At 71.1% G+C, this 21,951-nt stretch carries 23 protein-coding genes; 14 read left to right on the top strand and 9 right to left on the bottom strand.

What is annotated here, in order from left to right:
• Nucleotides 1–28 precede the first annotated feature (28 nt).
• On the bottom strand, nt 29–2,353 hold the full coding sequence (locus tag Ari01nite_RS00115) for a putative bifunctional diguanylate cyclase/phosphodiesterase (protein WP_203778330.1): 2,325 nt from the start codon (nt 2,351–2,353) through the stop codon (nt 29–31).
• A gap of 140 nt (nt 2,354–2,493) precedes the next feature.
• Between Ari01nite_RS00115 and Ari01nite_RS00110 the strand changes: the two genes are divergently transcribed.
• A complete protein-coding gene (locus Ari01nite_RS00110) occupies nt 2,494–3,402 on the top strand; it encodes a hypothetical protein (RefSeq protein WP_203778329.1) in 909 nt (302 codons plus the stop codon).
• Nucleotides 3,403–3,406: 4 nt separating this feature from the next.
• Here the strand turns inward: Ari01nite_RS00110 and Ari01nite_RS00105 are convergent, their stop codons facing one another.
• From Ari01nite_RS00105 to Ari01nite_RS00095, 3 genes are read right to left on the bottom strand one after another with little or no spacing between them, the layout of a single operon-like run.
• Nucleotides 3,407–4,051 (bottom strand): maleylpyruvate isomerase family mycothiol-dependent enzyme, encoded by a 645-nt coding sequence (locus tag Ari01nite_RS00105; RefSeq protein ID WP_203778328.1) that lies wholly within the window; start codon nt 4,049–4,051, stop codon nt 3,407–3,409.
• Nucleotides 4,048–4,617 (bottom strand): TetR/AcrR family transcriptional regulator, encoded by a 570-nt coding sequence (locus Ari01nite_RS00100; protein ID WP_203778327.1) that lies wholly within the window; start codon nt 4,615–4,617, stop codon nt 4,048–4,050. Before Ari01nite_RS00100 ends, Ari01nite_RS00105 begins: the two co-directional genes overlap by 4 nt.
• A gap of 10 nt (nt 4,618–4,627) precedes the next feature.
• Nucleotides 4,628–6,031: an MDR family MFS transporter gene (locus Ari01nite_RS00095; RefSeq protein WP_239162365.1), complete on the bottom strand. Its 1,404-nt coding sequence runs from the start codon at nt 6,029–6,031 to the stop codon at nt 4,628–4,630.
• Nucleotides 6,032–6,098: 67 nt separating this feature from the next.
• Here Ari01nite_RS00095 and Ari01nite_RS00090 point away from each other — a divergent pair, with 67 nt between their 5' ends.
• Genes Ari01nite_RS00090 through Ari01nite_RS00070 form a run of 5 tightly spaced genes read left to right on the top strand, consistent with a single transcriptional unit; the run spans nt 6,099 to nt 11,947 of the window.
• Entirely contained in the window at nt 6,099–8,030 is a 1,932-nt protein-coding gene (locus tag Ari01nite_RS00090) for a hybrid sensor histidine kinase/response regulator (RefSeq protein ID WP_203778326.1), read from the top strand.
• 52 nt (nt 8,031–8,082) lie between these two features.
• Nucleotides 8,083–9,111 (top strand): ABC transporter ATP-binding protein, encoded by a 1,029-nt coding sequence (locus tag Ari01nite_RS00085; protein ID WP_203778325.1) that lies wholly within the window; start codon nt 8,083–8,085, stop codon nt 9,109–9,111.
• On the top strand, nt 9,095–10,300 hold the full coding sequence (locus tag Ari01nite_RS00080) for an ABC transporter substrate-binding protein (protein ID WP_203778324.1): 1,206 nt from the start codon (nt 9,095–9,097) through the stop codon (nt 10,298–10,300). The genes Ari01nite_RS00085 and Ari01nite_RS00080 overlap by 17 nt, the downstream gene beginning before the upstream one ends.
• Before the next feature lies 1 nt (nt 10,301).
• Nucleotides 10,302–11,135, top strand: a complete 834-nt coding sequence (locus Ari01nite_RS00075) for an ABC transporter permease (RefSeq protein ID WP_203778323.1) — start codon at nt 10,302–10,304, stop codon at nt 11,133–11,135.
• Nucleotides 11,132–11,947 (top strand): ABC transporter permease, encoded by an 816-nt coding sequence (locus Ari01nite_RS00070; protein WP_239162364.1) that lies wholly within the window; start codon nt 11,132–11,134, stop codon nt 11,945–11,947. Before Ari01nite_RS00075 ends, Ari01nite_RS00070 begins: the two co-directional genes overlap by 4 nt.
• Before the next feature lie 2 nt (nt 11,948–11,949).
• Here Ari01nite_RS00070 and Ari01nite_RS00065 read toward each other — a convergent pair whose 3' ends face one another.
• Nucleotides 11,950–12,501, bottom strand: a complete 552-nt coding sequence (locus tag Ari01nite_RS00065; protein WP_239162363.1) for a hypothetical protein — start codon at nt 12,499–12,501, stop codon at nt 11,950–11,952.
• A gap of 10 nt (nt 12,502–12,511) precedes the next feature.
• The gene (locus Ari01nite_RS00060; RefSeq protein WP_203778322.1) at nt 12,512–13,105 is read right to left on the bottom strand and encodes a TetR family transcriptional regulator C-terminal domain-containing protein; all 594 of its coding nucleotides are present in this window, start codon (nt 13,103–13,105) and stop codon (nt 12,512–12,514) included.
• A 47-nt stretch (nt 13,106–13,152) separates the two neighbouring features.
• On the opposite strand from Ari01nite_RS00060, the gene Ari01nite_RS00055 reads away from it, so the two are divergent.
• The gene (locus Ari01nite_RS00055) at nt 13,153–13,548 is read left to right on the top strand and encodes a DUF1707 SHOCT-like domain-containing protein (protein WP_203778321.1); all 396 of its coding nucleotides are present in this window, start codon (nt 13,153–13,155) and stop codon (nt 13,546–13,548) included.
• Between the two features lie 3 nt (nt 13,549–13,551).
• Here the strand turns inward: Ari01nite_RS00055 and Ari01nite_RS00050 are convergent, their stop codons facing one another.
• Entirely contained in the window at nt 13,552–14,160 is a 609-nt protein-coding gene (locus Ari01nite_RS00050; protein ID WP_203778320.1) for a DNA-3-methyladenine glycosylase, read from the bottom strand.
• 252 nt (nt 14,161–14,412) lie between these two features.
• Here Ari01nite_RS00050 and Ari01nite_RS00045 point away from each other — a divergent pair, with 252 nt between their 5' ends.
• The 6 genes from Ari01nite_RS00045 to Ari01nite_RS00020 all read left to right on the top strand — a co-directional run bounded on the left by Ari01nite_RS00045 (nt 14,413) and on the right by Ari01nite_RS00020 (nt 18,250).
• Nucleotides 14,413–15,288 carry a helix-turn-helix domain-containing protein gene (locus Ari01nite_RS00045; protein ID WP_203778319.1) on the top strand — a complete coding sequence of 292 codons (876 nt, stop codon included), beginning with the start codon at nt 14,413–14,415 and terminating at the stop codon, nt 15,286–15,288.
• Complete coding sequence (locus Ari01nite_RS00040; RefSeq protein ID WP_203778318.1) at nt 15,281–15,484, top strand: DUF397 domain-containing protein; 204 nt, start codon at nt 15,281–15,283, stop codon at nt 15,482–15,484. The genes Ari01nite_RS00045 and Ari01nite_RS00040 overlap by 8 nt, the downstream gene beginning before the upstream one ends.
• A gap of 136 nt (nt 15,485–15,620) precedes the next feature.
• Nucleotides 15,621–16,379, top strand: a complete 759-nt coding sequence (locus tag Ari01nite_RS00035; RefSeq protein WP_239162395.1) for a CAP domain-containing protein — start codon at nt 15,621–15,623, stop codon at nt 16,377–16,379.
• Between the two features lie 54 nt (nt 16,380–16,433).
• Nucleotides 16,434–16,886, top strand: coding sequence for a type II toxin-antitoxin system PemK/MazF family toxin (locus tag Ari01nite_RS00030; RefSeq protein WP_203778316.1), 453 nt, complete (start codon nt 16,434–16,436; stop codon nt 16,884–16,886).
• 91 nt (nt 16,887–16,977) lie between these two features.
• Nucleotides 16,978–17,598 carry a hypothetical protein gene (locus Ari01nite_RS00025; protein ID WP_203778315.1) on the top strand — a complete coding sequence of 207 codons (621 nt, stop codon included), beginning with the start codon at nt 16,978–16,980 and terminating at the stop codon, nt 17,596–17,598.
• The gene (locus Ari01nite_RS00020) at nt 17,591–18,250 is read left to right on the top strand and encodes an adenylate kinase family protein (RefSeq protein WP_203778314.1); all 660 of its coding nucleotides are present in this window, start codon (nt 17,591–17,593) and stop codon (nt 18,248–18,250) included. Before Ari01nite_RS00025 ends, Ari01nite_RS00020 begins: the two co-directional genes overlap by 8 nt.
• Here Ari01nite_RS00020 and Ari01nite_RS50785 read toward each other — a convergent pair.
• Complete coding sequence (locus Ari01nite_RS50785) at nt 18,240–19,511, bottom strand: GGDEF domain-containing protein (protein ID WP_275410812.1); 1,272 nt, start codon at nt 19,509–19,511, stop codon at nt 18,240–18,242. The genes Ari01nite_RS00020 and Ari01nite_RS50785 overlap by 11 nt on opposite strands.
• Nucleotides 19,512–19,568: 57 nt before the next feature.
• Nucleotides 19,569–20,318 (bottom strand): polyphosphate kinase 2 family protein, encoded by a 750-nt coding sequence (locus Ari01nite_RS00010; RefSeq protein WP_203778313.1) that lies wholly within the window; start codon nt 20,316–20,318, stop codon nt 19,569–19,571.
• 59 nt (nt 20,319–20,377) lie between these two features.
• On the opposite strand from Ari01nite_RS00010, the gene tyrS reads away from it, so the two are divergent.
• Entirely contained in the window at nt 20,378–21,634 is a 1,257-nt protein-coding gene (tyrS, locus tag Ari01nite_RS00005; protein ID WP_203778312.1) for a tyrosine--tRNA ligase, read from the top strand.
• The last annotated feature ends 317 nt before the right edge of the window (nt 21,635–21,951 follow it).

Here is a 21,951-nt window from a genome sequence, read left to right as displayed (position 1 = left end):
CCCGGCTAACCCCACCTTGTCCACTAAGTCAGTGGAAATTGTCAACTTTCCCGGTCACTGAGACGCCCAGCAGCAGGGCGATGTCGTCGCCGGCCATCGGACGGGCGAAATGGAAGCCCTGGGCGAACCGGTACCCCATTTTGTGCAGCCGGAATGCCTGGTCCTCGGTCTCCACACCCTCGGCCACCGCCTCGATCCGCAGGCCCTCGGTGATGCCGATCAGGCCGTCCACGATGACCGCCTGCGCGCTGGTGCCGGTGACCCCGTCGACGAACGACTTGTCCACCTTGAGCACCTTGACCGGGCAGTCGACCAGCAGGCTCAGCGAGGACTGGCCGGTGCCGAAGTCGTCCAGCGCCACCCGCATGCCGAGCGCGTGCAGCTCGCGTACGGCATCCAGAGCCTCGCCGGTGCCCAGCACCGCGGTCTCGGTGACCTCGGCGACCAGGCGGTACGGGTCCAGGCCGGACTCCCGGAGCAGCTCGGCCACCTGGGCCGGGAAGCCGGGCTCGCGCAGCTGCCGGGCCGAGATGTTGACGCTGACCTTCTCGGGTGCGTTCGGCCCGTACGTCCGCTCCCACTCGGCGGCCTGACGGACCACCTGCTCCAGCACCCACCGGCCCAGCTCGACGATGTAGCCGTTGCGCTCGGCCAGCGGGATGAACACGCCGGGCGAGACCAGGCCGTGCTCGGGGTGCCGCCAGCGGAGCAGCGCCTCGACACCGGCGAGCCGGCCGTGCGGCAGCTCGACGATCGGCTGGTAGAGCAGGAACAGCTCGTCGCGGGCGATGGCCTGGCGCAGGTCGGCGGCCAGCCGGGCGTCCGCGTCGGCGAGCTGGTCCATGATCGGGTCGAACCAGGTGCAGCGGGCGCCGCCCATGTTCTTGGCCGCGTACATCGCCACATCGGCCCGGCGGATCATCTCCTCCGGGGTGTCGCCCTCCTGCGCGGCGGTGACGCCGATGCTCAGCCGGGGCGCCAGGTCGTGGCCGTGCAGCGACAGCGGCTGCTGCACCGCGTCGGCCACCTCGGCCAGCAGCGCGGCCACGCGCTCGTCGTCCAGGCCGGGCAGCAGCAGCACGAACTCGTCGCCGCCGAGCCGGGCCACCAGGTCCGCGGGACGCAGCCGCTCGAGCAGCCGCCCGCTCACGGCGCGCAGCAGGGCGTCGCCCATGCTGTGCCCGAGCCGGTCGTTGACCACCTTGAAGTCGTCGAGGTCGAGCAGCGCCACGTGGCATCCGTCGCCGGCGGCCAGCCGGGCGGTGGCCTGCTCGGTGAACGCCGGCCGGTTCGCGATCCCGGTGAGCGCGTCGTGGGTCACCTCGTGGGCCAGCTTCCGCTGGTACGCGTTGAGCTGCTGCAGGTTGGCGTCGACCGTGTCGAGCAGCCGGCGGTTGTCGCGCAGCGCGGTGATCTGCCGGATCACGACCAGCGCGGTCAGCGCCGCCACGCAGACCGCGATGAAGAGCTGGTCGCCGCCCCGGCCGGCCTCGCCGACCAGCAGCGTCCCGGTCATCGCGGCGACCGCCAGGTACGGCAGCACGCTGAACCGGCGGCCCAGCGGCTGCTCCTCGGCCGGCTCCTCGGGCTTCGCGCGGCGCTGCCGTTCGGCGGCCAGCGCGGTGAACAGGGTGGCGATCGGCACCGACAGGATCGCGGTGCTCAGGTAGGGGCGGTCGACCAGGAACGGTGCCAGGGCACCGGTCGCCGACGAGCCGGCCACGCCGCCGGAGAGCAGCTGAAGCGCGCGCCGGTCCAGCTGCCCGGTGCCGGCGAAGGCCACCTTCGCGATGGCGATCATGCCGGTCAGGGCGAGCACGCAGATACCGAGCATCGCCGCGCCCTGGCCCTGCCACACCTCGGCGTGCCGGAGCGAGAACTGCCAGAGCAGGCCGCCGCAGGTGATCACCAGGACGCCGGTGTCGATCGCGAAGCGGGCCCAGTCGCCCGGGGTGCGCTGCCAGGCCGGCAACCGGAGCAGGGCCCAGAGCACGAACGCCAGGATCACCGTGAGCAGTACCAGGGTGCGCGTACTGAACTGCTGCGTCGGCACCGGACCGGACAGAAGCATGTCGTCCATGGCGCTGACGACGGTGGCGATCAGCGCGAAGCCGGACATGGTGAGGTGCTGCCAGAACCGCCGGGTGGCGGCGGGCAGGTGCGGGCTGCGGCTGACCCGCACGTACGCGTAGGTCACCAGGACCGACATGGCGAGCGGCGAGAACCACCCGACGATCGGGTGCGACCACACGTGCACCAGGCCGATGAGGAACCACCCGGAACCGAAGGCGAACAGCGCGAACGCGAGGGCGACCACGCCGCTGATCCGACGCTCGGGACGTACTTCTGACATGGCTCTTCCATCGGAGGCGGCCGGGATGGTCTGAGGTATAGCGGGGGTGCCGTTCGGGTGCCATGGTCGACTGGCCGAAGAGGTTAGCCCAATCGGCGGATGGGACATCGACCGGAGCCCATTTCTGGCACCATGCCCCGGTGCCCACCCATCGATGGATCTTGCTGTTCGTGACGCTGGCCGCGGTGCAGGCGGCCCAGACGCTGCTGCACCGCGAGATCGTCCCGTACACCGGCACGCTGGCCACCGCGGCCCTGCTCGCCCTGGCCGCCAGCCGGCACGACGGCCGCCGCGGTCCCGGCCGCCGCGCGCTGGCCGGCCTGGCGCTGCTGACCCTGGCGGCCCTGGCGGTCGACCACGAGAACGACGGCTACGGCTGGCCCCTGGAGTTCGGCGGCCACGGCAGCCCGCTGCCCCCGATCCTGGTCGTCGCCGGGGTGCTCCTGCTGGCGGTCGCCCTGCTCAGCCGGGTCGGTGCGGTGCGCAAGGTGCTGCTGATCCCGGCCGGGCTGCTGGCGGCCGGGGTCGTCCTCCTGATCGCCGAACAGGCCGGGCCGGACCCCGCCGCGATCCGGTGGCTACTGGTGCCGGCGGTGGCGGTGATCCTGGTGCTGTTCGCGGTGAACGCGGCCCTGGCCGGCGGCCGCCGCTGGCGCCCGGCCGGCTGGGGCCTGCTGCCGGTGCTGGTGCTGGCCCTGGGGGCGCTGGGCGCGTTCGGCACCGCCGAGCCGGTCACCGGCGGTGTCCAGGTGCACGCCGAACTCCACGAACTGCGGGCGTGCACCCGTCTCACGTATGTGGCGCCGATCGGCGTCCAGCCGACCGCAACCTGCGAACGAGCCGGTCCCGCCTACTACGACAACAGCGAACGCGCCGCCTCGGCCGTAGCCGTGGCGGTGTGGCCGCCCGCGGCCGCCGCCGACCCGCCGCCGCCGATCTCGTGGGACTGGCAGGGCGACCCGGACTGGTCCGCGGTGGCCGCCGCCACGGCCGCGGCCGCGCTGCTGGTCGGATTGGCCGCCTTCGTCCGGACGCTGTTCCCGCGGTAACCGCTCAGCCGCCGGCGGCTTCGAATCGTGCGGTAAGTGCAGCCATGCCCGGGCCGCTCAGGCGGGGGAGCGCCACCGTGCGGCCCGTGGTGATCAGCAGCAGCGCGGCCATCGGCCCGGCCACCTCCGGTCCGGTGCCGTGCGACCAGTCGATGTCGGTTGCCACCAGGCGCAGGCCGGCCGTCCTGCGCATCGACGGCTGCGGTGGTGGCATCCGCATGGTCAGGACCCGCTTGCAGGACAGCGCCGCGGCCTCCGGCGGCATCGGCACCTCGCGGCCCAGCGGGATAGCCATGTCCTGTTCGTGTACCAGCAGGTCGGTGAGGGTCTCCAGCGGGGTGACGCCGAGGTTGCGGCGGCGCCGGGCGGCCGTGTCCCGGATGTCGGCGGCGATCTGGGCGGTGGTCAGTTCGGCGGAGCGGCGGCGGGCCGCGTCGGCAATGGTGCGGTGCATGCTGCCCTTCCAGTGGGTCAGCACCGGGAGGGCGTCGCGCAGGCCCATCTGCTGGAGCGTCAGGTGGGCGGCGACGTCGCGCACCGTCCAGCCGGGGCACAGCGACGGTTTCTCCCATTCGGCGGGGGACAGGTCGTCGAGCAGGCCGGCCACGCTCAGCCGCCGGCTTTCGATCAGGGTCCAGATCTCGGTCATGCGGGCACCTCCGGGCGGATGACGCGGGTTACCAGGGCGGTGAGCTGCACCGACGGGTCGAATGCCGGGTCGGGTACGGCCAGTTCGTGCAGGACCAGGCCGGACCAGTGGTTCATCAGCAGCGGCGCGTCGCGTACGGGGTCGGTGGAGCCGGCCAGCCGCAGCCAGGTCAGGAACCAGGTGTTTACCTCGGCGCCGGTGGCCAGCAGCCGGGCCCGCAGCGACGGCTGGATGCCGGCCTCGACGAGGATCGCGTAGCGGGCCAGGCTCACCCGGCGGTGCGGGCCGGTGAGACCGCGGGCCAGTTCGGCCATGGCCAGGGCCAACTCGACCGGGGTGCGCGGGTGCAGCCGGGCCGCGATGTCCTCCCAGATCTGCCGCTCGCGGGCGGAGAACCGCTCGACCACCGCGTCGAGCAGCGCGTCCCGGGTGCGGAAATGGTTGGACGTGGAGCCGGCGGGCAGGCCGGCCGCGCTGTCCACCCGGCGGTGGGTGAGCCCGTGCATGCCGGACTCGCCGAGCACCTCGATTGCGGCGTCCAGCAGTTCTTCCCGTCGTCCCGGCACGACCCCCACACTACGATAGTAGTGCCCGATCGGCGGACTTCGGCATCAGCGACGCCAGAACCACCAGCACCACGGCCACGAGCGCGAGGCCGACGAAGATGCGCTGCACCGCCACGGTGAGCCGGGCCGGGTCGACCGGTCCGCCGCCGATCGCGGCGTTCGCGATCGCGCCGAAGACCGCCACGCCGACCGCGCTGCCCAGCGAGCGCAGGAAGATGTTGTTGGCGGTCACCACGCCGCGCTCGGCCCAGCCGACGCTGGACTGGGCGGCGATCAGCGTCGGCGACGCGGTCAGGCCCATGCCCAGGCCGATCACCAGGCCGTACGCGCCGACCTCCCACACCGTCGAGTCCTGGCCGAGCCGGAGCAGCAGCGCGCAGCCGGCCAGAATCAGGGCCGTGCCGACCAGGGCGCAGCCACGGAACCCCAGCCTGATGTAGACCTTCCCGGACTGGCTCGCCGCGATCGGCCAGCCCAGGGTCAGCGTGGCCAGCGTGAACCCGGCGACCAGCGGGCCCGCGCCGAGCACCTCCTGGGCATAGGTGGGCACGTACGACGTGAGCCCGTACAGGATCCCGCCGACGCCCACCGAGATCAGGCCGGACGTGACCAGCAGCCGGCGCTGGAAGATCCACAGCGGCAGTACGGGTTCCGGCGCCTTGCGTTCCACCAGCACGAACACGGTCAGCGCGGTCACCCCGCCGGCCAGGATGGCGATGCTCACCGGCGAGTCCCAGGCCCAGCTCTGGCCGCCCTCCAGCGCGCCGAGCACGACCAGCGCGAGGCCCGCCGAGAGCAGCGCGGCACCGCGGTAGTCGATCACCGGGTGGCCGCGTTCGACCCGCTCGTGGAACCGGCGCACGATCATCGCGGCGGCCAGCAGGCAGAGGGGGATGTTGACAAAGAAGATCCACCGCCACGAGACGTACTCGCTGAACACCCCGCCCAGCGTGGGCCCGACCACCGAGGCGATGCCCCAGACGCTCGCCACGTACCCCTGCACCTTGGCCCGCTCGCGCACCGAGTAGAGGTCGCCGACGATCGTGATGGTGGTCGGCATGATCGCGCCGGCGCCCAGGCCCTGCAGCACCCGGAACGCGATCAGCGGCCAGATGCTCCAGGCCACCCCGCACAGGATCGAGCCGAGCAGGAACAGCCCGACGCCCCAGAGGATCACCGGCTTGCGGCCGAACAGGTCCATGAGCTTGCCGTAGATCGGCACCGAGACGGCCTGCGCCAGCAGATATGTCGAGAAGAGCCAGGGGAACTCGGTGAAACCGCCGATGTCCCGGACGATGGACGGCACCGCCGTGGCGAGGATGGTGGCCTCGATGGCGACCAGTGCCGTGCAGAGCATGACGGCGGCGAGAACCTGGCCGCGTTCGGACCTCAGCCCGATGGAGTTGTCCGACACTTGGCCAAGCTACATCAGCTCCTGGAATGCCCGGCGTGGCGCGGTTTGTCTGGTTTAACCTGCGATTATGGCACTCGTGGTGGTGGCCGAGGACAACATCGATCACCAGCGGGTCATCGCTCGGGTGATCCGCCGGCTCGGGCACGAAGTGGTGGTCGCCGACGACGGCGAGGCCGGCCTGGCCGCGGTCCGCGAGCACCGGCCGGCCCTGCTGGTCGCCGACGTGGACATGCCGCACCGGGACGGCCTCGCGCTGTGCCGGGCGATCAAGGCCGACCCCGAGCTGGCCGGCATCCCGGTGGTGCTGGTCACCGCCTACCTGCTGCCGGGTGACCCGCGGCTCGCCGACGTCGGCGCGGCAGGCGTGATCGGCAAGCCGTTCGGGGTGCCCGAGCTGACCGAGGCGCTGCGCGGCTACCTCGACCGCGCCTCCGTGCAGTCCGAGGCGGCCATGCTCGACGTGCTGCTGGACTGCCTGGACACCGGGGTCAGCGCCTGCGACCCGTCCGGCCGGCACCTCATGATCAACCGGGCGCTGCGTGAGGTGTTCGGCGAGGTCGACCGGACCGCCCCGGTCGGTGAGCTGAGCGAGCGGTACGCCGTCCGCCGCCCGGACGGCAGCGTCATGCCGGAGTCCGAGCTGCCGATGTTCCGGGCCCTGCAGGGCGAGCGGGTGGATCACGTCGAGCTGCTGATGTCCGACGGCGAGGGCCGTGACCGCTGGTACCGGGTGAACGCCCGGCCGGTCCGGGGCGCGACCGGCGCGGTGGTCTCCGCCGTCGCCGCGATGCACGACTACACCGCTCAGCACCGGGCGCGGCAGTACCAGGCCTGCAAGAACGAGGTGCTGAAGGTGCTGGCCACCGACCCGGCGGCGCCGGACGCGGGCAACCGCATCCTGGCCGCGATCGGCACCACCATGCGCTGGCCGTACGTGCGCCTCTGGCTGGTCGACGAGGTGACCGACCGGCTGCGCCCGACCGCCACCTGGATCGGCCCGGGTGGCTGGGACCTGTCCCTGCCGGCCAGCATCGGGCGCGGGCAGGCCCTGGTGGGGCAGTGCTGGGACAGCGGCGAGCTGCTCTGGGTGCCGGACGTCCGGGCGCCCGGCGCGCCGATCCTGCCGCAGGTGGTCGCCGAGGTGGACTGGCCGTCGGCCGGCGCGGTGCCGGTGCGCAGCGGCGACCGGGTGATCGGCGTGATCGCGTTCTTCTCGGCCACCCGGCAGGAGCCCGACCCGGCGCTCGGCATGCTGCTGACCGGGGTGGCGGGCTCGATCGGCGCGTTCCTCGAGCACCGCCGGGCCGAGGTGCTGTCGCTGCACCTGGCGGCCGCCACCGACGAGTACATCGCGCTGGTCGGGCACGAGCTGCGCACCCCGCTCACCTCGATCGGCTCGTACATCGACCTGATCGCCGAGTCGTCCGACGACACCCCGTTCGGCGAACTGCGCGACCTGGTCGAGGTGGTGCAGCGCAACAACACCCGGCTGCGCGACCTGGTCGAGCGGCTGCTGGACCTGGCCACCCTGGAATCCGGGCACGTCGACCTGGTGACCGGCCCGGTGGATCTGGCCGCGCTGGTCACCGAGGCGATCGCCGGCGCCACCGGGGAGCGGTGGATCGCGGTGGAGGCGGACCGGGTCGACAAGGTCACCGTGCCGGGCGACGAGCGGCGCCTGCGCCAGGTGCTGGACGGCCTGCTCAGCAACGCGGTGAAGTTCAGCCCGCCGGAGTCCACGGTGACCGTGAACCTGGTCGACGAGGGCGAGGTGGTGGCGCTGACCATCGCCGACCGCGGCGTCGGCATCCCGGCCGAGGAGCAGGCCCGGCTGTTCCGCCGGCTCTACCGCGGCGGCAACGTGCGGCACACCGGCATCCCGGGCGCCGGCCTCGGCCTGGCGCTGTGCCGGGTGGTGGTGGAGCGGCACCACGGCACCATCACGATGTCCTCGCACGAGTCCACCGGCACGAAGGTCACGGTGCGGCTACCGAAGTAGCTCGCTGAGACTGTCCATTTACAACGGAGCCGCGATTCGTGAGGCTGAGCCCATGGGTACGCCGGCGATCAAGCTGACCGGGCTGCGCAAAGCGTTCGGCGCGGTCGAGGCCGTGGCCGGAATCGATCTGGCGATCGCCGACGGCGAGTTCTTCTCGCTGCTCGGACCCTCGGGCTCCGGTAAGACCACGGTGCTCCGGATGATCGCCGGCTTCGAACTGCCGACCGCCGGCACCGTCGAACTCAGCGGCCGGGACGTGACCCGGCTGGCCCCGTTCGAGCGGGACGTCAACACGGTCTTCCAGGACTACGCGCTGTTCCCGCACATGTCCGTGCTGGAGAACGTCGAGTATGGCCTCAAGGTGCGCAAGGTCGCCCGCCGCGAACGCCGGGAGCGGGCGCTCGCCGCGCTCGGCTCGGTGCGGCTGGACGGCTTCGGCGACCGCCGGCCCGGCGCCATGTCCGGCGGCCAGCGGCAACGCGTCGCGCTGGCCCGGGCGCTGGTCAACCGCCCCCGGGTGCTGCTGCTCGACGAGCCGCTCGGCGCCCTTGACCTCAAGCTGCGCGAGCAGATGCAGGTGGAGCTCAAGCAGATCCAGCGCGACGTCGGCATCACGTTCGTCTTCGTCACCCACGACCAGGGCGAGGCGCTGACCATGAGCGACCGGGTGGCGGTCTTCGACCGCGGCGTGATCTGCCAGGTGGGCACGCCCGAGGAGGTGTACGAGCGGCCGGCCACCCCGTTCGTGGCCGGCTTCGTGGGCACGTCCAACCTGCTCACCGGCGCGGTGGCCGAGGAGCTGGTGGGCCGGGCTGGCACGTTCTCGGTGCGCCCCGAAAAGATCGCGCTCACCGGCGACGGCGTGCCCGGCCGGATCGCCGAGGTCATCTACGCCGGTCCGGTCACCCGCTACGTGGTCGACCTGGACGCGGGCGCCCGGATGGTGGTGGTCGAACAGAACCAGCGCACCGGGACCGCGGCGCTGGCCGAGCTGCGCGGCAAGCCGGTCCACCTCAGCTGGCACGACGAGCACGTCATCGAGATTCCATCAAGGGAGGACTCGGATGCGGCACACCGGTAGGGCGATCATTGCGGTGCTGGCGGCGGGCGTGCTCACGCTCGCCGGCTGCAGCGACGGCGGCGAGGACGGCGGCAGCGGGTCCGGACCGGGCGGGATGAGCGTGCCCAAGATCGACAAGTTGGGGTCGCTCGGTGCCGGCGAGGGCGCGGTCAACGTCATCGCCTGGGCCGGCTACGTCGAGGACGGCTCGACCGACCCCAAGGTGGACTGGGTGACCGGTTTCGAGAAGGAGACCGGCTGTCAGGTCAACACCAAGGTGGCGGCCACCTCCGACGAGATGGTCACGCTCATGAAGACCGGCGAGTACGACGTGGTCTCCGCGTCCGGGGACGCCTCGCTGCGGCTGATCTACGGCGGCGATGTGGCACCGGTCAACACCGATCTGATCTCCAACTACCAGGAGGTCTTCGAGGGCCTCAAGAACAAGCAGTGGAACTCGGTCGACGGCCAGTCCTACGGCGTCCCGCACGGCCGCGGCGCCAACCTGCTGATGTACCGCACCGACGTGGTCAAGCCGGCGCCGACCTCGTGGGGCACGGTGTTCGACCCGAATTCGCCCTACCAGGGCAAGATCACCGCGTACGACTCGCCGATCTACATCGCCGACGCGGCGCTCTACCTGATGAAGACCAAGCCCGAACTCGGCATCAAGAGCCCGTACGCGCTGGACGACACCCAGTTCAAGGCGGCCACCGACCTGCTCACCCAGCAGAACAAGCTGATCGGCGAGTACTGGTCCGACTACACCAAGGAGGTCCAGGCGTTCAAGTCCGGCAACTCGGTGCTCGGCACCACCTGGCAGATCATCGTGAACCTGTCCAAGGCCGACAAGGCGCCGGTCGAGGCGGTGCTGCCGACCGAGGGCGCGACCGGCTGGTCGGACACCTGGATGATCTCGTCGAAGGCCAAGCACCCGAACTGCGGCTACCTCTGGATGAACCACATCATCTCGCCGAAGGCCAACGCCGGGGTGGCCGAGTGGTTCGGTGAGGCGCCGGCCAACAAGCTGTCCTGCGCCGAGACCGTCGACAAGAACCACTGCGCCACGTTCCACGCCGAGGACGAGGCCTACTTCGCGAACGTCTGGTACTGGACCACGCCGGTGCCACAGTGCCTGGACGGCCGCACCGACGTCACCTGCAAGGACTACGCGGCCTGGACCCAGGCCTGGACCACCATCAAGGGCTGAGGTGTCCTTTCTCCACCGCCATCCCGGGCTGCGGCTGGCGGGGCTGCTCTCGGCCCCGCTGCTGTGGCTGGGGGTGGCGTACCTGGGCGCGCTAGCCGTCCTGCTGGTCTCGGCGTTCTGGTCGGTCAACACGTTCACCGGCGACCTGGTGCAGGAGTTCACCCTGCGCAACTTCCGCACGCTGCTCGCCGAGGAGGTCTACCGCAACGTCACGCTGCGCAGCCTCGGCGTGGCGGTCGCGGTCACGGTGATCTGCGCGGTGCTGGCCGTGCCGATGGCGTTCTACATGGCCAAGGTGGCGGCACCGCGCCACCGGCACTGGCTGGTGATCGCGATCCTCACCCCGCTGTGGGCCAGCTATCTGGTCAAGGCGTACGCCTGGCGGGTGTTGCTGGCCAACGGCGGCCCGCTGGACTCACTGTTCGGCGGTCCCGGGTATGGGCTCTTCGCCACCATTGTGGTGCTGTCGTACCTCTGGCTCCCGTACATGATCCTGCCGGTCTACGCGGGTCTGGAACGGCTGCCGGACTCGATGCTGGAGGCCTCGGGCGACCTGGGCGCGCGGCCCGGGCGCACCTTCCGGGCCGTGGTGCTGCCGATCCTGGTGCCGTCGGTGTTCGCCGGCTCGATCTTCACGTTTTCGCTGTCGCTGGGCGACTACATCACCGTGCAGATCGTCGGCGGCAAGACCCAGCTGATCGGCAACCTGGTGTACGCGAACATCGGCGCCGCCGGCAACCTGCCGTTCGCCGCCGCGATCGCCACCATCCCGGTCCTGGTCATGGTGATCTACCTGGTCGCGGTCCGCCGGTCGGGTGCCTTGGAGGAGCTGTGACGCTGTCCGGTTGGGCCCGCTGGGCGTTGCGCGCGTTCATGGCGTTCGGGCTGCTGTTCATCTATCTGCCGCTGACCCTGGTGCTGGTCAACTCGGTCAACGGCGACCGCACGTTCGCCTGGCCGCCGCGCGACCCCACGCTGCGCTGGTGGTCGGCGGCCTGGGACAACGCCGGCGCCCGGGAGGCGCTGCTCACCTCGGTCAAGGCCGGGCTCGGCGCCACCGCGATCGCGCTGGTGCTGGGCACCATGGTGGCGTTCGCGGTGCAGCGCTTCCGGTTCTTCGGCCGGGACACGGTGTCGCTGCTGATCGTGCTGCCGATCGCGCTGCCCGGCATCGTCACCGGCATCGCGCTGGACAGCGCCTGGCGCTCGGTGATCGCCCCGCTGGGCCTCGGCAAGGGCCTGTTCTCGGTGGTGGTCGGGCACGCCACGTTCTGCGTCGTGGTGGTCTACAACAACGTGCTGGCCCGGCTGCGCCGGACCGGCACCTCGCTCGAGGAGGCGTCGGCCGACCTGGGTGCCTCGCCCGGGCAGACATTCCGGTACGTGACCTTCCCGCTGATCCGGTCGGCACTGCTGGCCGGCGGGCTGCTCGCGTTCGCGCTGTCGTTCGACGAGATCATCGTGACCACGTTCACGGCCGGCCCGGGGATCACCACCTTGCCGATCTGGATCTTCAACAACCTGTTCCGGCCCAACCAGGCGCCGGTGGTCAACGTGGTGGCGGCGTTGTTGATCGTGCTGTCCGTGCTGCCGGTGTGGCTGGCCCAGCGGCTCGCCGGACCTGCGGCTGGTGCCAGCCGCACGTAAGGTCAGGCCAGCGATCCGGCCGACTGGGTGTGGGTCGGCTCCGGCGCGTTGTGGTGGGTGGCCACCGCGGCGGTCATGAACGTGCCGCCGACCGCGAGCGCGCCCAGGATGCCGAGCGAGATCTGCTGCTCGTGGGCGACCTGCCGCTCGTAGTCGGCCTGGTTCACCACGGTGACCCGGCCGTTGTCGGTGATCACGTACTGGCCGTCACGCACCTCGGCGCTGCCGTCCAGCCCCGCGAAGGCCACCACCACGGCCAGCCAGAACGCGAAGAACATGACCCCGGCCAGCATCGACGCCCAGTGCGGCACGTGCGGCGGCACCCAGGAGGTCAGGCTCCACGGGGTCCGCGGCCGGGTGGTCCGGTAGTACCACCGGTTGCCGAGCACCCCGGCGATCACCCCGGGCACGGTGAGCGCGGCGGCCACCCCGACCGCGACCGGGCTGGGCAGCAGGCGGAACCCGGCGAACAACCCGGCGATCAGCGCGGCGGACCAGAGCATGCCGGTCGAGCAGAGCGCGCTGCACACGACCACCAACCGTTGCGGCATCATCAGTCGGAACCTAGCCGCCGCCGGGTGCGGGCGGGGTGGTTTCGGCGTTCAGCAGCGCGGCGAGCGTCACATCCAGGGCCGGCAGCAGGTCGGCGGCGGTCTCCGGTGCGTAGAGCAGCCGCAGCGTCAACCCGTCCGAGATGGCCAGCACGGCGTCGGCTGCCCGCTGCGGATCGTCGGTTCTGCCCGCCAGCCACCGCGCCAGGTCGGCGCTGACCGCGTCGTCGACCTGCCGGAGCACGTCGGCGAACTCCGGGTGATGCACGGCCGCGACCGCGAACGCCGCCCACACCAGCGCCTCGGCCCGCCGCTCCGGGTCCAGCGGCAGGGTGGCCAGCACGAGCCGGCGCAGCACCTGCACCGGGGTGCCGGACCGGTCGACCTCGTCGAGCCGCTGCTCCGTCCGCTCGGCGACCAGCTCGAGCGCCAGGCCCAGCATCTCGTTCTTGGTCCGGAAGTACTTCTGCACGGCACCCGCCGACCGGCCGGCGCGCGCCGCGACGGTCCGGACGCTGACCGCGTCCAGTCCGCGCTCGGCCGCCAGCGCCAGCAGAGCGGCGCCGATGGCTCGGCGTTCCTGGTCCCGGTCCACGACCTTGGGCATCTTGCTCCTTGAGGATACAGTCGTATCTTAAAGGGGGAGGGATCGCTATGGATCAGCAGAACATGCGTGCCGCGGATCGGGACCGGGAGGCGGCGGTCGTGCGTCTCGCCGCGGCGCTCGGCGAGGGCCGCATCGATTTTGCCGAGTTCGACCGCCGGTCCGGTGCCGTCGCTGCCGCCGGCACGGTCGGCGACCTGGCCTTGCTGACCGCCGACCTGCCGGTCCCGGCCGAGGCGGCGGTGGCCGAGCGGCGCCGGCGCGAGCTGAAGGAGTGGCTGGCCGAGTGGCGGCACTGGCTGGGCGGCGCGGTCATCATGACCGGGATCTGGGCGGTGCAGTCGATCCGGGACGGCGCCCTCGCGGACTACTGGCCCGCCGTGCCGCTGGGCATCTGGGCGGCTGTCCTGATCGCCGTGGCGATCTGGCCGAGCGAGGACGACTGACGGTCATCTCCGGGGCGCATGCCGGCGGTATGCGCTCACGCTCGGGTCGCCGGTGATCCAAAACCGCCAGGGCACGTCGTGTGCCGAGGTCACGCCCACCCGGGGCCCGGTGCTGACCGCGTCCGGCTGGACCTCCGACCGGCCCTCGGGCGGGCTCAGCGTGGCGGGCCCGCCGCCGTCCACCACCGAGGTGTCGTTGGCGCTCCGGTCGAGGGACAGCACCTGCATCAGCTTGGCCGGTCCGGCTGCGAGCCCGTGGTCCGCGCGGGTCGCCGGGCGCCGCTGCCGGGCCAGTTCCAGTCCGCCGACGACGGCGCCGGCCCGCAACAGCACGGCGGCCGCCCGGCCGGTCTCGCCGCACACCACGTTCGCGCAGAAGTGCATGCCGTAGATCTGGTACACGTACAGCCGGCCGGCCGGGCCGAACATGACCTCGTTGCGGTTGGTGCGCCCGCGGTGGGCGTGGCTGGCCGGGTCCTCGCCGAGCCCGCTGTACGCCTCCACCTCGGTGAGCCGGACGGTCACGCCGTTCGCGGTGAGCCGCCAGCCGAGGAGTTGCCGTGCCGCCTCGTCCACGGCCGCCGCGGGCAGCTTCAACCAGGGGAAATCCACCGGGCCACCCAATCACACGATGCATCCCCTGATCAGTTCGGGACGGGACCGCCCGATTTTGGCATTCGCGAACGGCAATAAGAGCCTTAACCGAAGGGGTGCGTTTGGCATACGCTGTTTCCTCAACGGTTCTCCGCGAGAATCTCACAGGAGGATTCTCGCTGTCTCGCTTGAGACGGTCAGATCGTCTCGTTCGAGACACTCGGGCGCGCCCGGCGGACCGATGAACCCAGGCAGAGGAGTCACCACCACATGTCCGACACCGGTTCCACCGTTCCCCGCCGCCAGGTCGGCCGGCTCATGCGTCAGCTGCGCGAGCAGGCCGGCATATCGCTGATGGCGGCCGCCGAGGAGCTGGAGTTCTCCCGTGCCCGGATGTATCGGATCGAAAACGGCGAGGTGCCCGTCCGTAAGCACGACGTGATCGCGATGTGCACCATCTACCAGGCGTCCGAGCGGATGACCGAGGTGCTCATCGGCCTGGCACAGGAGTCCAAGGCGAAGGGCTGGTGGCACGCGTACGGCGACGTCGTGCCCGCCTGGTTCGAGCTCTACGTGGGGATGGAGCAGGCCGCCGGCCGGCTGCGCTCGTTCGCGCCCAGCGTGATCCCCGGCCTGCTGCAGACCAGGGAGTACGCGGAGTGTGTCTTCCGCAAGTGGATCGGCGAGGACGAGATCGCCGTCGACAACGCGGTCGCCGTACGGCTGGAACGTCAGTCGCTTCTGTCGCGTAACCGACCAGAAGCCCCCCGGCTCGACGTGATCATCGACGAGGGGGTGCTGCGCCGGTCCATCCCGCACCGGGACGGCATGCAGAAACAGCTGGCCAGCCTGCTCAACGCGACGTCCCGGCCGAACGTCAGCGTCCGGGTGATCCCGTTCGCGGCCGGCCCGCACAAGGCGGCCAGCTCCGGCCAGTTCACCATTTTGGAGTTCCCCGCTGTTGGTACGGCGTCACCCGAGCCGACGACCATCTATTGCGAGAATCTCACTGGGGCGCTTTACCTGGATAAGCTCACCGAGGTGGAAGCGTACGAATCGATCTGGCTCGAACTCGAGGCGACTGCGCTGACCCCGGACGAGTCGGACGAATTCATCGGCGCGATCCTCAAGGAGAGCGATGGTTGACCTGACGGGTGCCGTCTGGCACAAAAGCACACGAAGTGGGGGCAACGGCGGTGACTGCGTAGAAGTAGCGGTCAACCTGCCTGGTGTGGTGGCTGTCCGCGACACCAAGGACCGTGCGGGGGCGGCCCTGGTCTTCACTCACACCGAGTGGCGGGCATTCCTGGCCGGGGTCCGGGACGGGGAGTTCGACCTTTAGATCTCGGTGAGCCGACTCTTAAGGAGTCATTAGCGGGCGGGCGGCCCGCGACGGCCGCATCCATAGTGGGTGGGCGCCGCCTCCCGGGTGGCGTCGTCCCCCTGCCTGCCGTCCCCGAGGTGCCGCTCCCGTGTCGATGTCCGCTGCCGCCCGTCTCCGTTACACGCTGGTGGCCGGGGTCACCGCGGTGGTGATCGGCGCCGGCTTCGCGGCGGTCGGCATCTCCAAGCAGGCCGACGCCGGCTCCACCGTCCCCAGCGCCGCCGACCAGCCGCTGCCCGGCTCATCCCTGCCGGAGGTCACCGACGAGCCCCTCGTCGACCTGGGCAGCCCTTCCCCCTCGGTCTCGGTCACGCCGTCCCCGTCCCCGTCCGTGTCCAAGACGGCCTCCGCCAAGCCGTCGCCCAGCAGGACGAGCCGCTCGGCCCGCGCCAGCCGGACCCCGACCGCGGCGCCGACCGCGCCCCGGACCGGCGACGCCATCCTGGACGCGGTGCTGGCGCGCATCAACGAGGCCCGGGTCGAGGAGGGCCTCGGCATCCTCACCCTGGACGCCAACCTCTCCAAGGCGGCCGCGCTGCACACCCAGCTGATGATCGACGGCTGCGGCCTGGAGCACCAGTGCCCCGGCGAGAGCGGCCTAGGCGCCCGCTTCACCGCCGCCGGCGTGACCTGGCGGGCGGCCGGCGAGAACATCGGCTTCGGATCGAGCGGCGCCAGCGACGCTCAGATCATCCGCGCCGCCAACGGCCTCACCGACAGCATGCTGGCCGAGGTGCCGCCCAACGACGGCCACCGCAAGAACCTGCTGAGCACCACCTTCAAGCGGATCGGCCTGAGCGTCGTGCGGGACGGCAACGGCCGCACCTGGATGACCCAGGACTTCGTGAACTAGGACAGGTCCCAGGCGTCGATATCGGGCGTCCCGGATGAAGCCTATTGTGCTGCGGTGGCCAACACTCTTCGTACCCTCCTGAGCAAGGTGACCCGCCCGGCGAAACCCCGCCCGCCGCGGCAGATACCGGTGCCGCGCCGCACCCGGCACCTCGAATACTCGCCGAACCTGGACGGTGACGCCGACCCCGGCGAGATCGTCTGGACCTGGGTGCCGTACGAGGACGACCCGGCGCAGGGCAAGGACCGCCCGGTGCTGGTGGTGGGCCGCAACGGGTACCGGCTGCTCGGCCTGATGCTGTCCAGCCAGGCCGACCGGGACGGCCAGCGCAACTGGATCGCGCTCGGCCCGGGCGGCTGGGACCGCGAGGCGCGCCCCAGCTGGATCCGGCTCGACCGGGTGCTCCAGGTGGACGAGCGGGGCATCCGCCGCGAGGGCGCGATCCTGGACCAGCTTCTCTTCGACCGCGTGGCCGCCAAGCTGCGCGCCGACTACGGGTGGCGTTGACCACTCCCCGGACGAGTGACCCCGCCTCTACCTCGGCCTCAGCCTCCGCCTCCGCCGCGTCCGGCCCGGGTGGGCCGGATAGCGTTGGGGCATGGGCGAGGACGTCATGGTCGGTTTCGGTGGAAAACAGGCGTGGCTGGCCGTCCGCGTCGACGCGGGCCGGACCGGCCCCGCCGAGGCCGTGCTGTCCGCGCTCGGCCTGCGTGACCTCGGCGAGGTGCCCTGGCGCGACGGCATCGACCTGGCCCACCTGACCGACGACCGGGTTGCCGTCACCCCGCCGCTGACCGGCGCCCGCGACACCTCCTGGGTGCTCGCCACCGGTCGCTGGCTGTTGCGTCCCGGCACGCCGGTCGACGTGGTGGCGCTGTCCGTCGAGCTGCGGACCGAGGTGCAGTTCTTCGCCACTCACCGGGTCACCGAGCTGCACCGCTGGCAGCGGGCCGCCGGCGGCGAGCTGATCCGGGCGTTCGGCTACGTGGGACAGACCGGCGAGGTGACCAGCTGGCACGGCGACCCCGACCCGGCCGAGCGCGACGCGGGCCTGCCCGCCACCCTGGACGAGCACACCACGGTGCTGGTGGGCGAAAATGATGTCCTCAAGGTGGCCGATGCCTGGAGCGTCGACCCGACGGCGCTGACCGGCCGGCCCGCCACCGCACCGCTGCGGATCGGCGCAGCCGGCAACGGAGGAGGCGAACCCCGTGCGTAAGTACGTGATCATGGGCGTGCAGGGCAGCGGCAAGGGCACCCAGAGCCAGCTGATCTGCGAAGACCTCGGTCTGGTGCACATCGCGGTCGGCGACATCTTCCGCTGGCACGTGCGCAACCACACCAAGCTGGGCGCCCAGGTCCGCCGGATCATGAACGCCGGCGAACTGGTCGGCGACGACATGGTCGAGTCGGTGGTCCGCAACCGGCTCGACGACCACGACTGGAACTACGGGTTCGTCATCGACGGCTTCCCGCGCAACGGCCGGCAGGCCGAGTTCTTCATGGAGAGCTACGACATCGACGGCGTCATCCATCTCGAACTGCCCGAGGATGAGGTCCGCCGCCGCGTCCTCAGCCGTCGCCTGTGCCCGAACTGCGGCATGGACTACAACCTGATCGCCGACCGGCCCGAGCAGGAGGGCCGCTGCGACATCTGCGGCCACGGGCTGATCACCCGGGCCGACGACACCCCCGAGGCGCTGGACGCCCGGCTGCGCGACTACAACGAGAAGACCCGCCCGGTGCTCGAACTGTTCCGGCGCAAGGAGTTCGTGCACGACATCGACGCCCGGCCGCCGGCCGACGAGGTCCAGGCCAAGATCCGCGCGGCCCTCAACCTCCCGGCCTACCAGGCCCGCCCTACAGTCTGACCGAGGCGGTCCGCCGGCCGTGCTTGTCGGCGTACATGGCGGCGTCGGCGCCGGCGAACACCTCGTCCAGCGACCGGCCCGGCCCGCCCAGGGCGTAGCCGATGCTGCCGCCGACCGGCACCGGCCCGGTGGACAGCGGGGCCGGCCAGTCGAACACGCCGCGGATCGCCATGGCCGTCGCGGTGGCCAGCTCGGCCCGGGCGCCGGGCAGCAGCACCGCGAACTCGTCGCCGCCGAGCCGGGCCACCGTGGCCTCCGTGCCACAGGCGTGCCGCAGCCGGGCGGCCACCTGGCAGAGCAGTTCGTCGCCGGCCTGGTGCCCGTACGTGTCGTTGATCGTCTTGAAGCCGTCCAGGTCGACCAGCAGCACCGCGTACGGGCCGTCGGCGACCGCGGCGAACCGCTCCCACAGCAGGGCCCGGTTCGGCAGCCCGGTCAGCGGGTCGTGATAGGCGGCGTGCTCGAGACGCTCCTCGTAGCCGCGCTGGGCGGTGACGTCGAGCAGCGCCACGATGGTGCCGTGCTCGGTCGGCACCGTCTCCACGACGACCTGCGTCTCGTCGTTCAGCTGCAACTCGAGACTGTGCTCACCCGGAGTGAGCCGGCGCAGGTCGACCGGGGTGCCGTCGGTGGTCCGGGCCTGCACCTCGTCGAGGGGTCCGGTCAGCGCGGTGGCGGCCGCGTTGGCCAGCAGCACGTCGCCCTGGTCGCCGGTCACCAGCACCGGGAAGGGCAACCGGCCGAGCACCTCGGCGAACATCCGGTCCTGCCGCTGCTGCTCGTCGCGCAGCCGGAGCAGAAGGTGGCGCATGCCGTAGACGAGCACGGTGACGGTCACCATGCCCTGGTACATGTCGATCGTGACGTCGATGCCGAGCACCACCGAGGCGGTTACGGTCAGTGCGACGTACCCGGCCATCGTGGTGAGCACCCGGCGCAGGCGACCGGTCGCCGCCCGGAACAGCAGCAGCGTGAAGATCAGGCCGAAGACCGGTTGCACCTGGCCCAGCGTGAGCAGCACCGCGCCGACGGCGGCCAGCTCGATCGGATCCACCAGGAACGGCACCAGCCGGCCGGTGCGGAACTCGAGCACCCGCAGCACCAGGATGCAGCCCACCAGCACGGCGGTGATCGCCTGGGCCGCGCCGGAGGCACCGGCCGCGTGCGCCTGGATCTGCCCCAGCACCCCGGCCATCACCAGGAACGCCAGGAACAGCAGGCGGAGCGCGCGAATCGGGTCGCGGTGGAAGTGGGCGGGCACGCTACGAGACTGTGGTCCGCCCGTTGTCGCCGCCGGTATCGCCGGGTTGCGGAGCGGTTAGAACTGCCGGCCGCGGCGGGTCAGCTCGGCCTCGATCGCGTCGCAGACCGCCTCCACCACGGCGAACCGGGCGTAGTGCTTGTCGTCGCCCGGGATTACCCGCCACGGCGCCCAGGTGTGGTCGCAGCGCTCCAGCATCTCGACCACCGCGGCCTCGTAGTCGGATCGCTTGTCCCGGTTGCGCCAGTCCTCGTCGGTCAGCTTCCAGGTGCGCAGCGGATCGTGGGCCCGGTCCTCGAAGCGGCGCAACTGCTCCTCGGGGGAGACGTGCATCCAGAACTTGACGATGATCATCCCCTCGGCGACCAGCGTCCGTTCAAACTCCACGATTTCGTTGTACGCGCGCTGCCACTGCTCCCTGGTGGCGAACCCCTCGACCCGCTCGACCAGCACGCGCCCGTACCAGGACCGGTCGAACACCGACATGCCGCCCCAACCGGGCAGCTTCGGCCAGAACCGCCACAGGAAGTGATGGCGCTTCTCGTCGTAGGTGGGGGCCGCGAACTGCGACACCCGCGCGTGCCGCGGGTCGATCGGCGCCACCAGCCGCTTGATCGCGCCACCCTTGCCGGACGCGTCCCAGCCCTCGAAAACGCAGGTCAGCGGCGGGCCGATCTGCTTCTCGCCGATCTGCCCACCGAGCACCAGGCGCAGCCGGAGCAGTCGCTGCTGCGCCTCCTCCAGGCGGGCGACGGCCTTCTTCTTGGCGATCTCGACCGGCGGTGCGGCGCTACCGAGGCGGCTCATCCGTACAGCATGGCGAAACCCGGTGTGATCCGCGAGGAACGGTGCGGGAGAATCCGGATGTGACTCTCGTAGACGACCTGACGTGGCGTGGACTGATCCAGGACTCGACCGACCTGCCCGCGCTGACCGAGGCGCTCAACGGCGGGTCGATCACGTTCTACGTGGGTTTCGACCCGACGGCGGCGTCGCTGCACGTCGGCCACCTGATGCAGGTGATGACCGCGCGCCGGCTCCAGCAGGCCGGGCACCGTCCGCTCCTGCTGGTCGGCGGGGCGACCGGCCAGATCGGTGACCCGCGCGAGTCCAGCGAGCGCACGCTCAACCCGCCCGAGGTGGTGCAGGGCTGGGTCGACCGCATCCGCGACCAGCTGCGGCCCTTCGTCACGTACGACGGCGGCAACGGCGCGGTCCTGGTCAACAACCTGGACTGGACCGGCCCGACCTCGGTGATCGAGTTCCTGCGCGACGTGGGCAAGCACTTCCCGGTCAACAAGATGCTGGCCCGAGACGTCGTGCGCAACCGCCTCGAGACCGGCATCAGCTTCACCGAGTTCAGCTACCAGCTCCTCCAGGCCAACGACTTCCACCAATTACACGTACGCCACAACTGCGCGCTCCAGTTCGGCGGCTCCGACCAGTGGGGCAACATCACCGCCGGCGTCGATTTCGTCCGCCGCCGCGGCGCGGGCCCGGTGCACGCCTTCACCACCCCGCTGGTCCTCAAGGCCGACGGCACCAAGTTCGGCAAGAGCGAGGGCGGCGCGGTCTGGCTCGACAAAACCATGACTTCGCCGTACGCCTTCTACCAGTTCTGGATCAACGCCGACGACCGCGATGTGTCGAACTACCTGCGCTTCTTCAGCTTCAAGTCCCGCGAGGAACTGGAAGAACTCGAAAAGGCCACGGCCGAACGCCCGCAGGCCCGCCTGGCCCAGCGAGCCCTGGCCGAGGAGATCACCACGCTGGTACACGGCTCCCACGAAACCCAGCAGGCGATAGCCGCAAGCCAGGCACTGTTCGGCCGCGGTTCCCTGGACGACCTGTCACCCGACACGCTGCGCGCCGCACTGTCCGAGGCCGGCCTGCACACGGTGACCGGCGAACTGCCCACCTACACCACACTGCTCAAGGACACGGGCTTGGTGGCAAGCGCCAACGAGGCAAGGCGCACCATCGCCGAGGGCGGCGCCTACGCCAACAACGAACGCATAACCGACGGCGACGCCGTCCCCCCGCCCACCACCTTGCTGCACAACAGCTTCCTGGTCCTGCGCCGAGGCAAACGAACCTTCGCCGGCGTCGAACGCCAGCCCTGACCCCCTTTCTCCAACGCCCCGGCGGATCTTTCCGCCGGGGCGTTTCGGCGATGGCCGCTCGGGACTGTGACCCGGGTCGCAGCGGGGCGATTTGGCGGTGGGGAGGCGTGGACTGTACTGTTCACGAGCCGCCAGGGAGACGGGCGAGCGAGCGGGGCCTTCGGGTTGCGCGGCGGCCGTCCTGACGGAAACCCGAGGAATTGTCACGGCGATCAGTCGTGTACGGTTTCGCGGTGCTTTGGCTTTTCTGTTGGTGCAATTTCGGGAAGTTTCCGGGATTTGACGAGGCGGTAAAGCGGAGGTAAAGTTCAGCGAGT

Origin of the sequence: Paractinoplanes rishiriensis (assembly GCF_016862375.1) — a bacterium.
In the GTDB taxonomy this organism is placed as follows: domain Bacteria; phylum Actinomycetota; class Actinomycetes; order Mycobacteriales; family Micromonosporaceae; genus Actinoplanes; species Actinoplanes rishiriensis.
The sequence above is the reverse complement of the archived record's forward strand: the minus strand, read 5'-3'. Positions and strand labels throughout refer to the sequence as shown.

Excerpts from the sequence above, each read along its gene's own strand:
- Ari01nite_RS00115 (WP_203778330.1), bottom strand. The coding sequence starts at position 2,353 with ATGTCAGAAGTACGTCCCGAGCGTCGGATCAGCGGCGTGGTCGCCCTC.
- Ari01nite_RS00105 (WP_203778328.1), bottom strand. The coding sequence starts at position 4,051 with ATGACCGAGATCTGGACCCTGATCGAAAGCCGGCGGCTGAGCGTGGCC.
- Ari01nite_RS00090 (WP_203778326.1), top strand. The coding sequence starts at position 6,099 with ATGGCACTCGTGGTGGTGGCCGAGGACAACATCGATCACCAGCGGGTC.
- Ari01nite_RS00085 (WP_203778325.1), top strand. The coding sequence starts at position 8,083 with ATGGGTACGCCGGCGATCAAGCTGACCGGGCTGCGCAAAGCGTTCGGC.
- Ari01nite_RS00080 (WP_203778324.1), top strand. The coding sequence starts at position 9,095 with ATGCGGCACACCGGTAGGGCGATCATTGCGGTGCTGGCGGCGGGCGTG.
- Ari01nite_RS00065 (WP_239162363.1), bottom strand. The coding sequence starts at position 12,501 with ATGATGCCGCAACGGTTGGTGGTCGTGTGCAGCGCGCTCTGCTCGACC.
- Ari01nite_RS00060 (WP_203778322.1), bottom strand. The coding sequence starts at position 13,105 with ATGCCCAAGGTCGTGGACCGGGACCAGGAACGCCGAGCCATCGGCGCC.
- Ari01nite_RS00055 (WP_203778321.1), top strand. The coding sequence starts at position 13,153 with ATGGATCAGCAGAACATGCGTGCCGCGGATCGGGACCGGGAGGCGGCG.
- Ari01nite_RS00045 (WP_203778319.1), top strand. The coding sequence starts at position 14,413 with ATGTCCGACACCGGTTCCACCGTTCCCCGCCGCCAGGTCGGCCGGCTC.
- Ari01nite_RS00040 (WP_203778318.1), top strand. The coding sequence starts at position 15,281 with ATGGTTGACCTGACGGGTGCCGTCTGGCACAAAAGCACACGAAGTGGG.
- Ari01nite_RS00035 (WP_239162395.1), top strand. The coding sequence starts at position 15,621 with ATGTCCGCTGCCGCCCGTCTCCGTTACACGCTGGTGGCCGGGGTCACC.
- Ari01nite_RS00025 (WP_203778315.1), top strand. The coding sequence starts at position 16,978 with ATGGGCGAGGACGTCATGGTCGGTTTCGGTGGAAAACAGGCGTGGCTG.
- Ari01nite_RS00010 (WP_203778313.1), bottom strand. The coding sequence starts at position 20,318 with ATGAGCCGCCTCGGTAGCGCCGCACCGCCGGTCGAGATCGCCAAGAAG.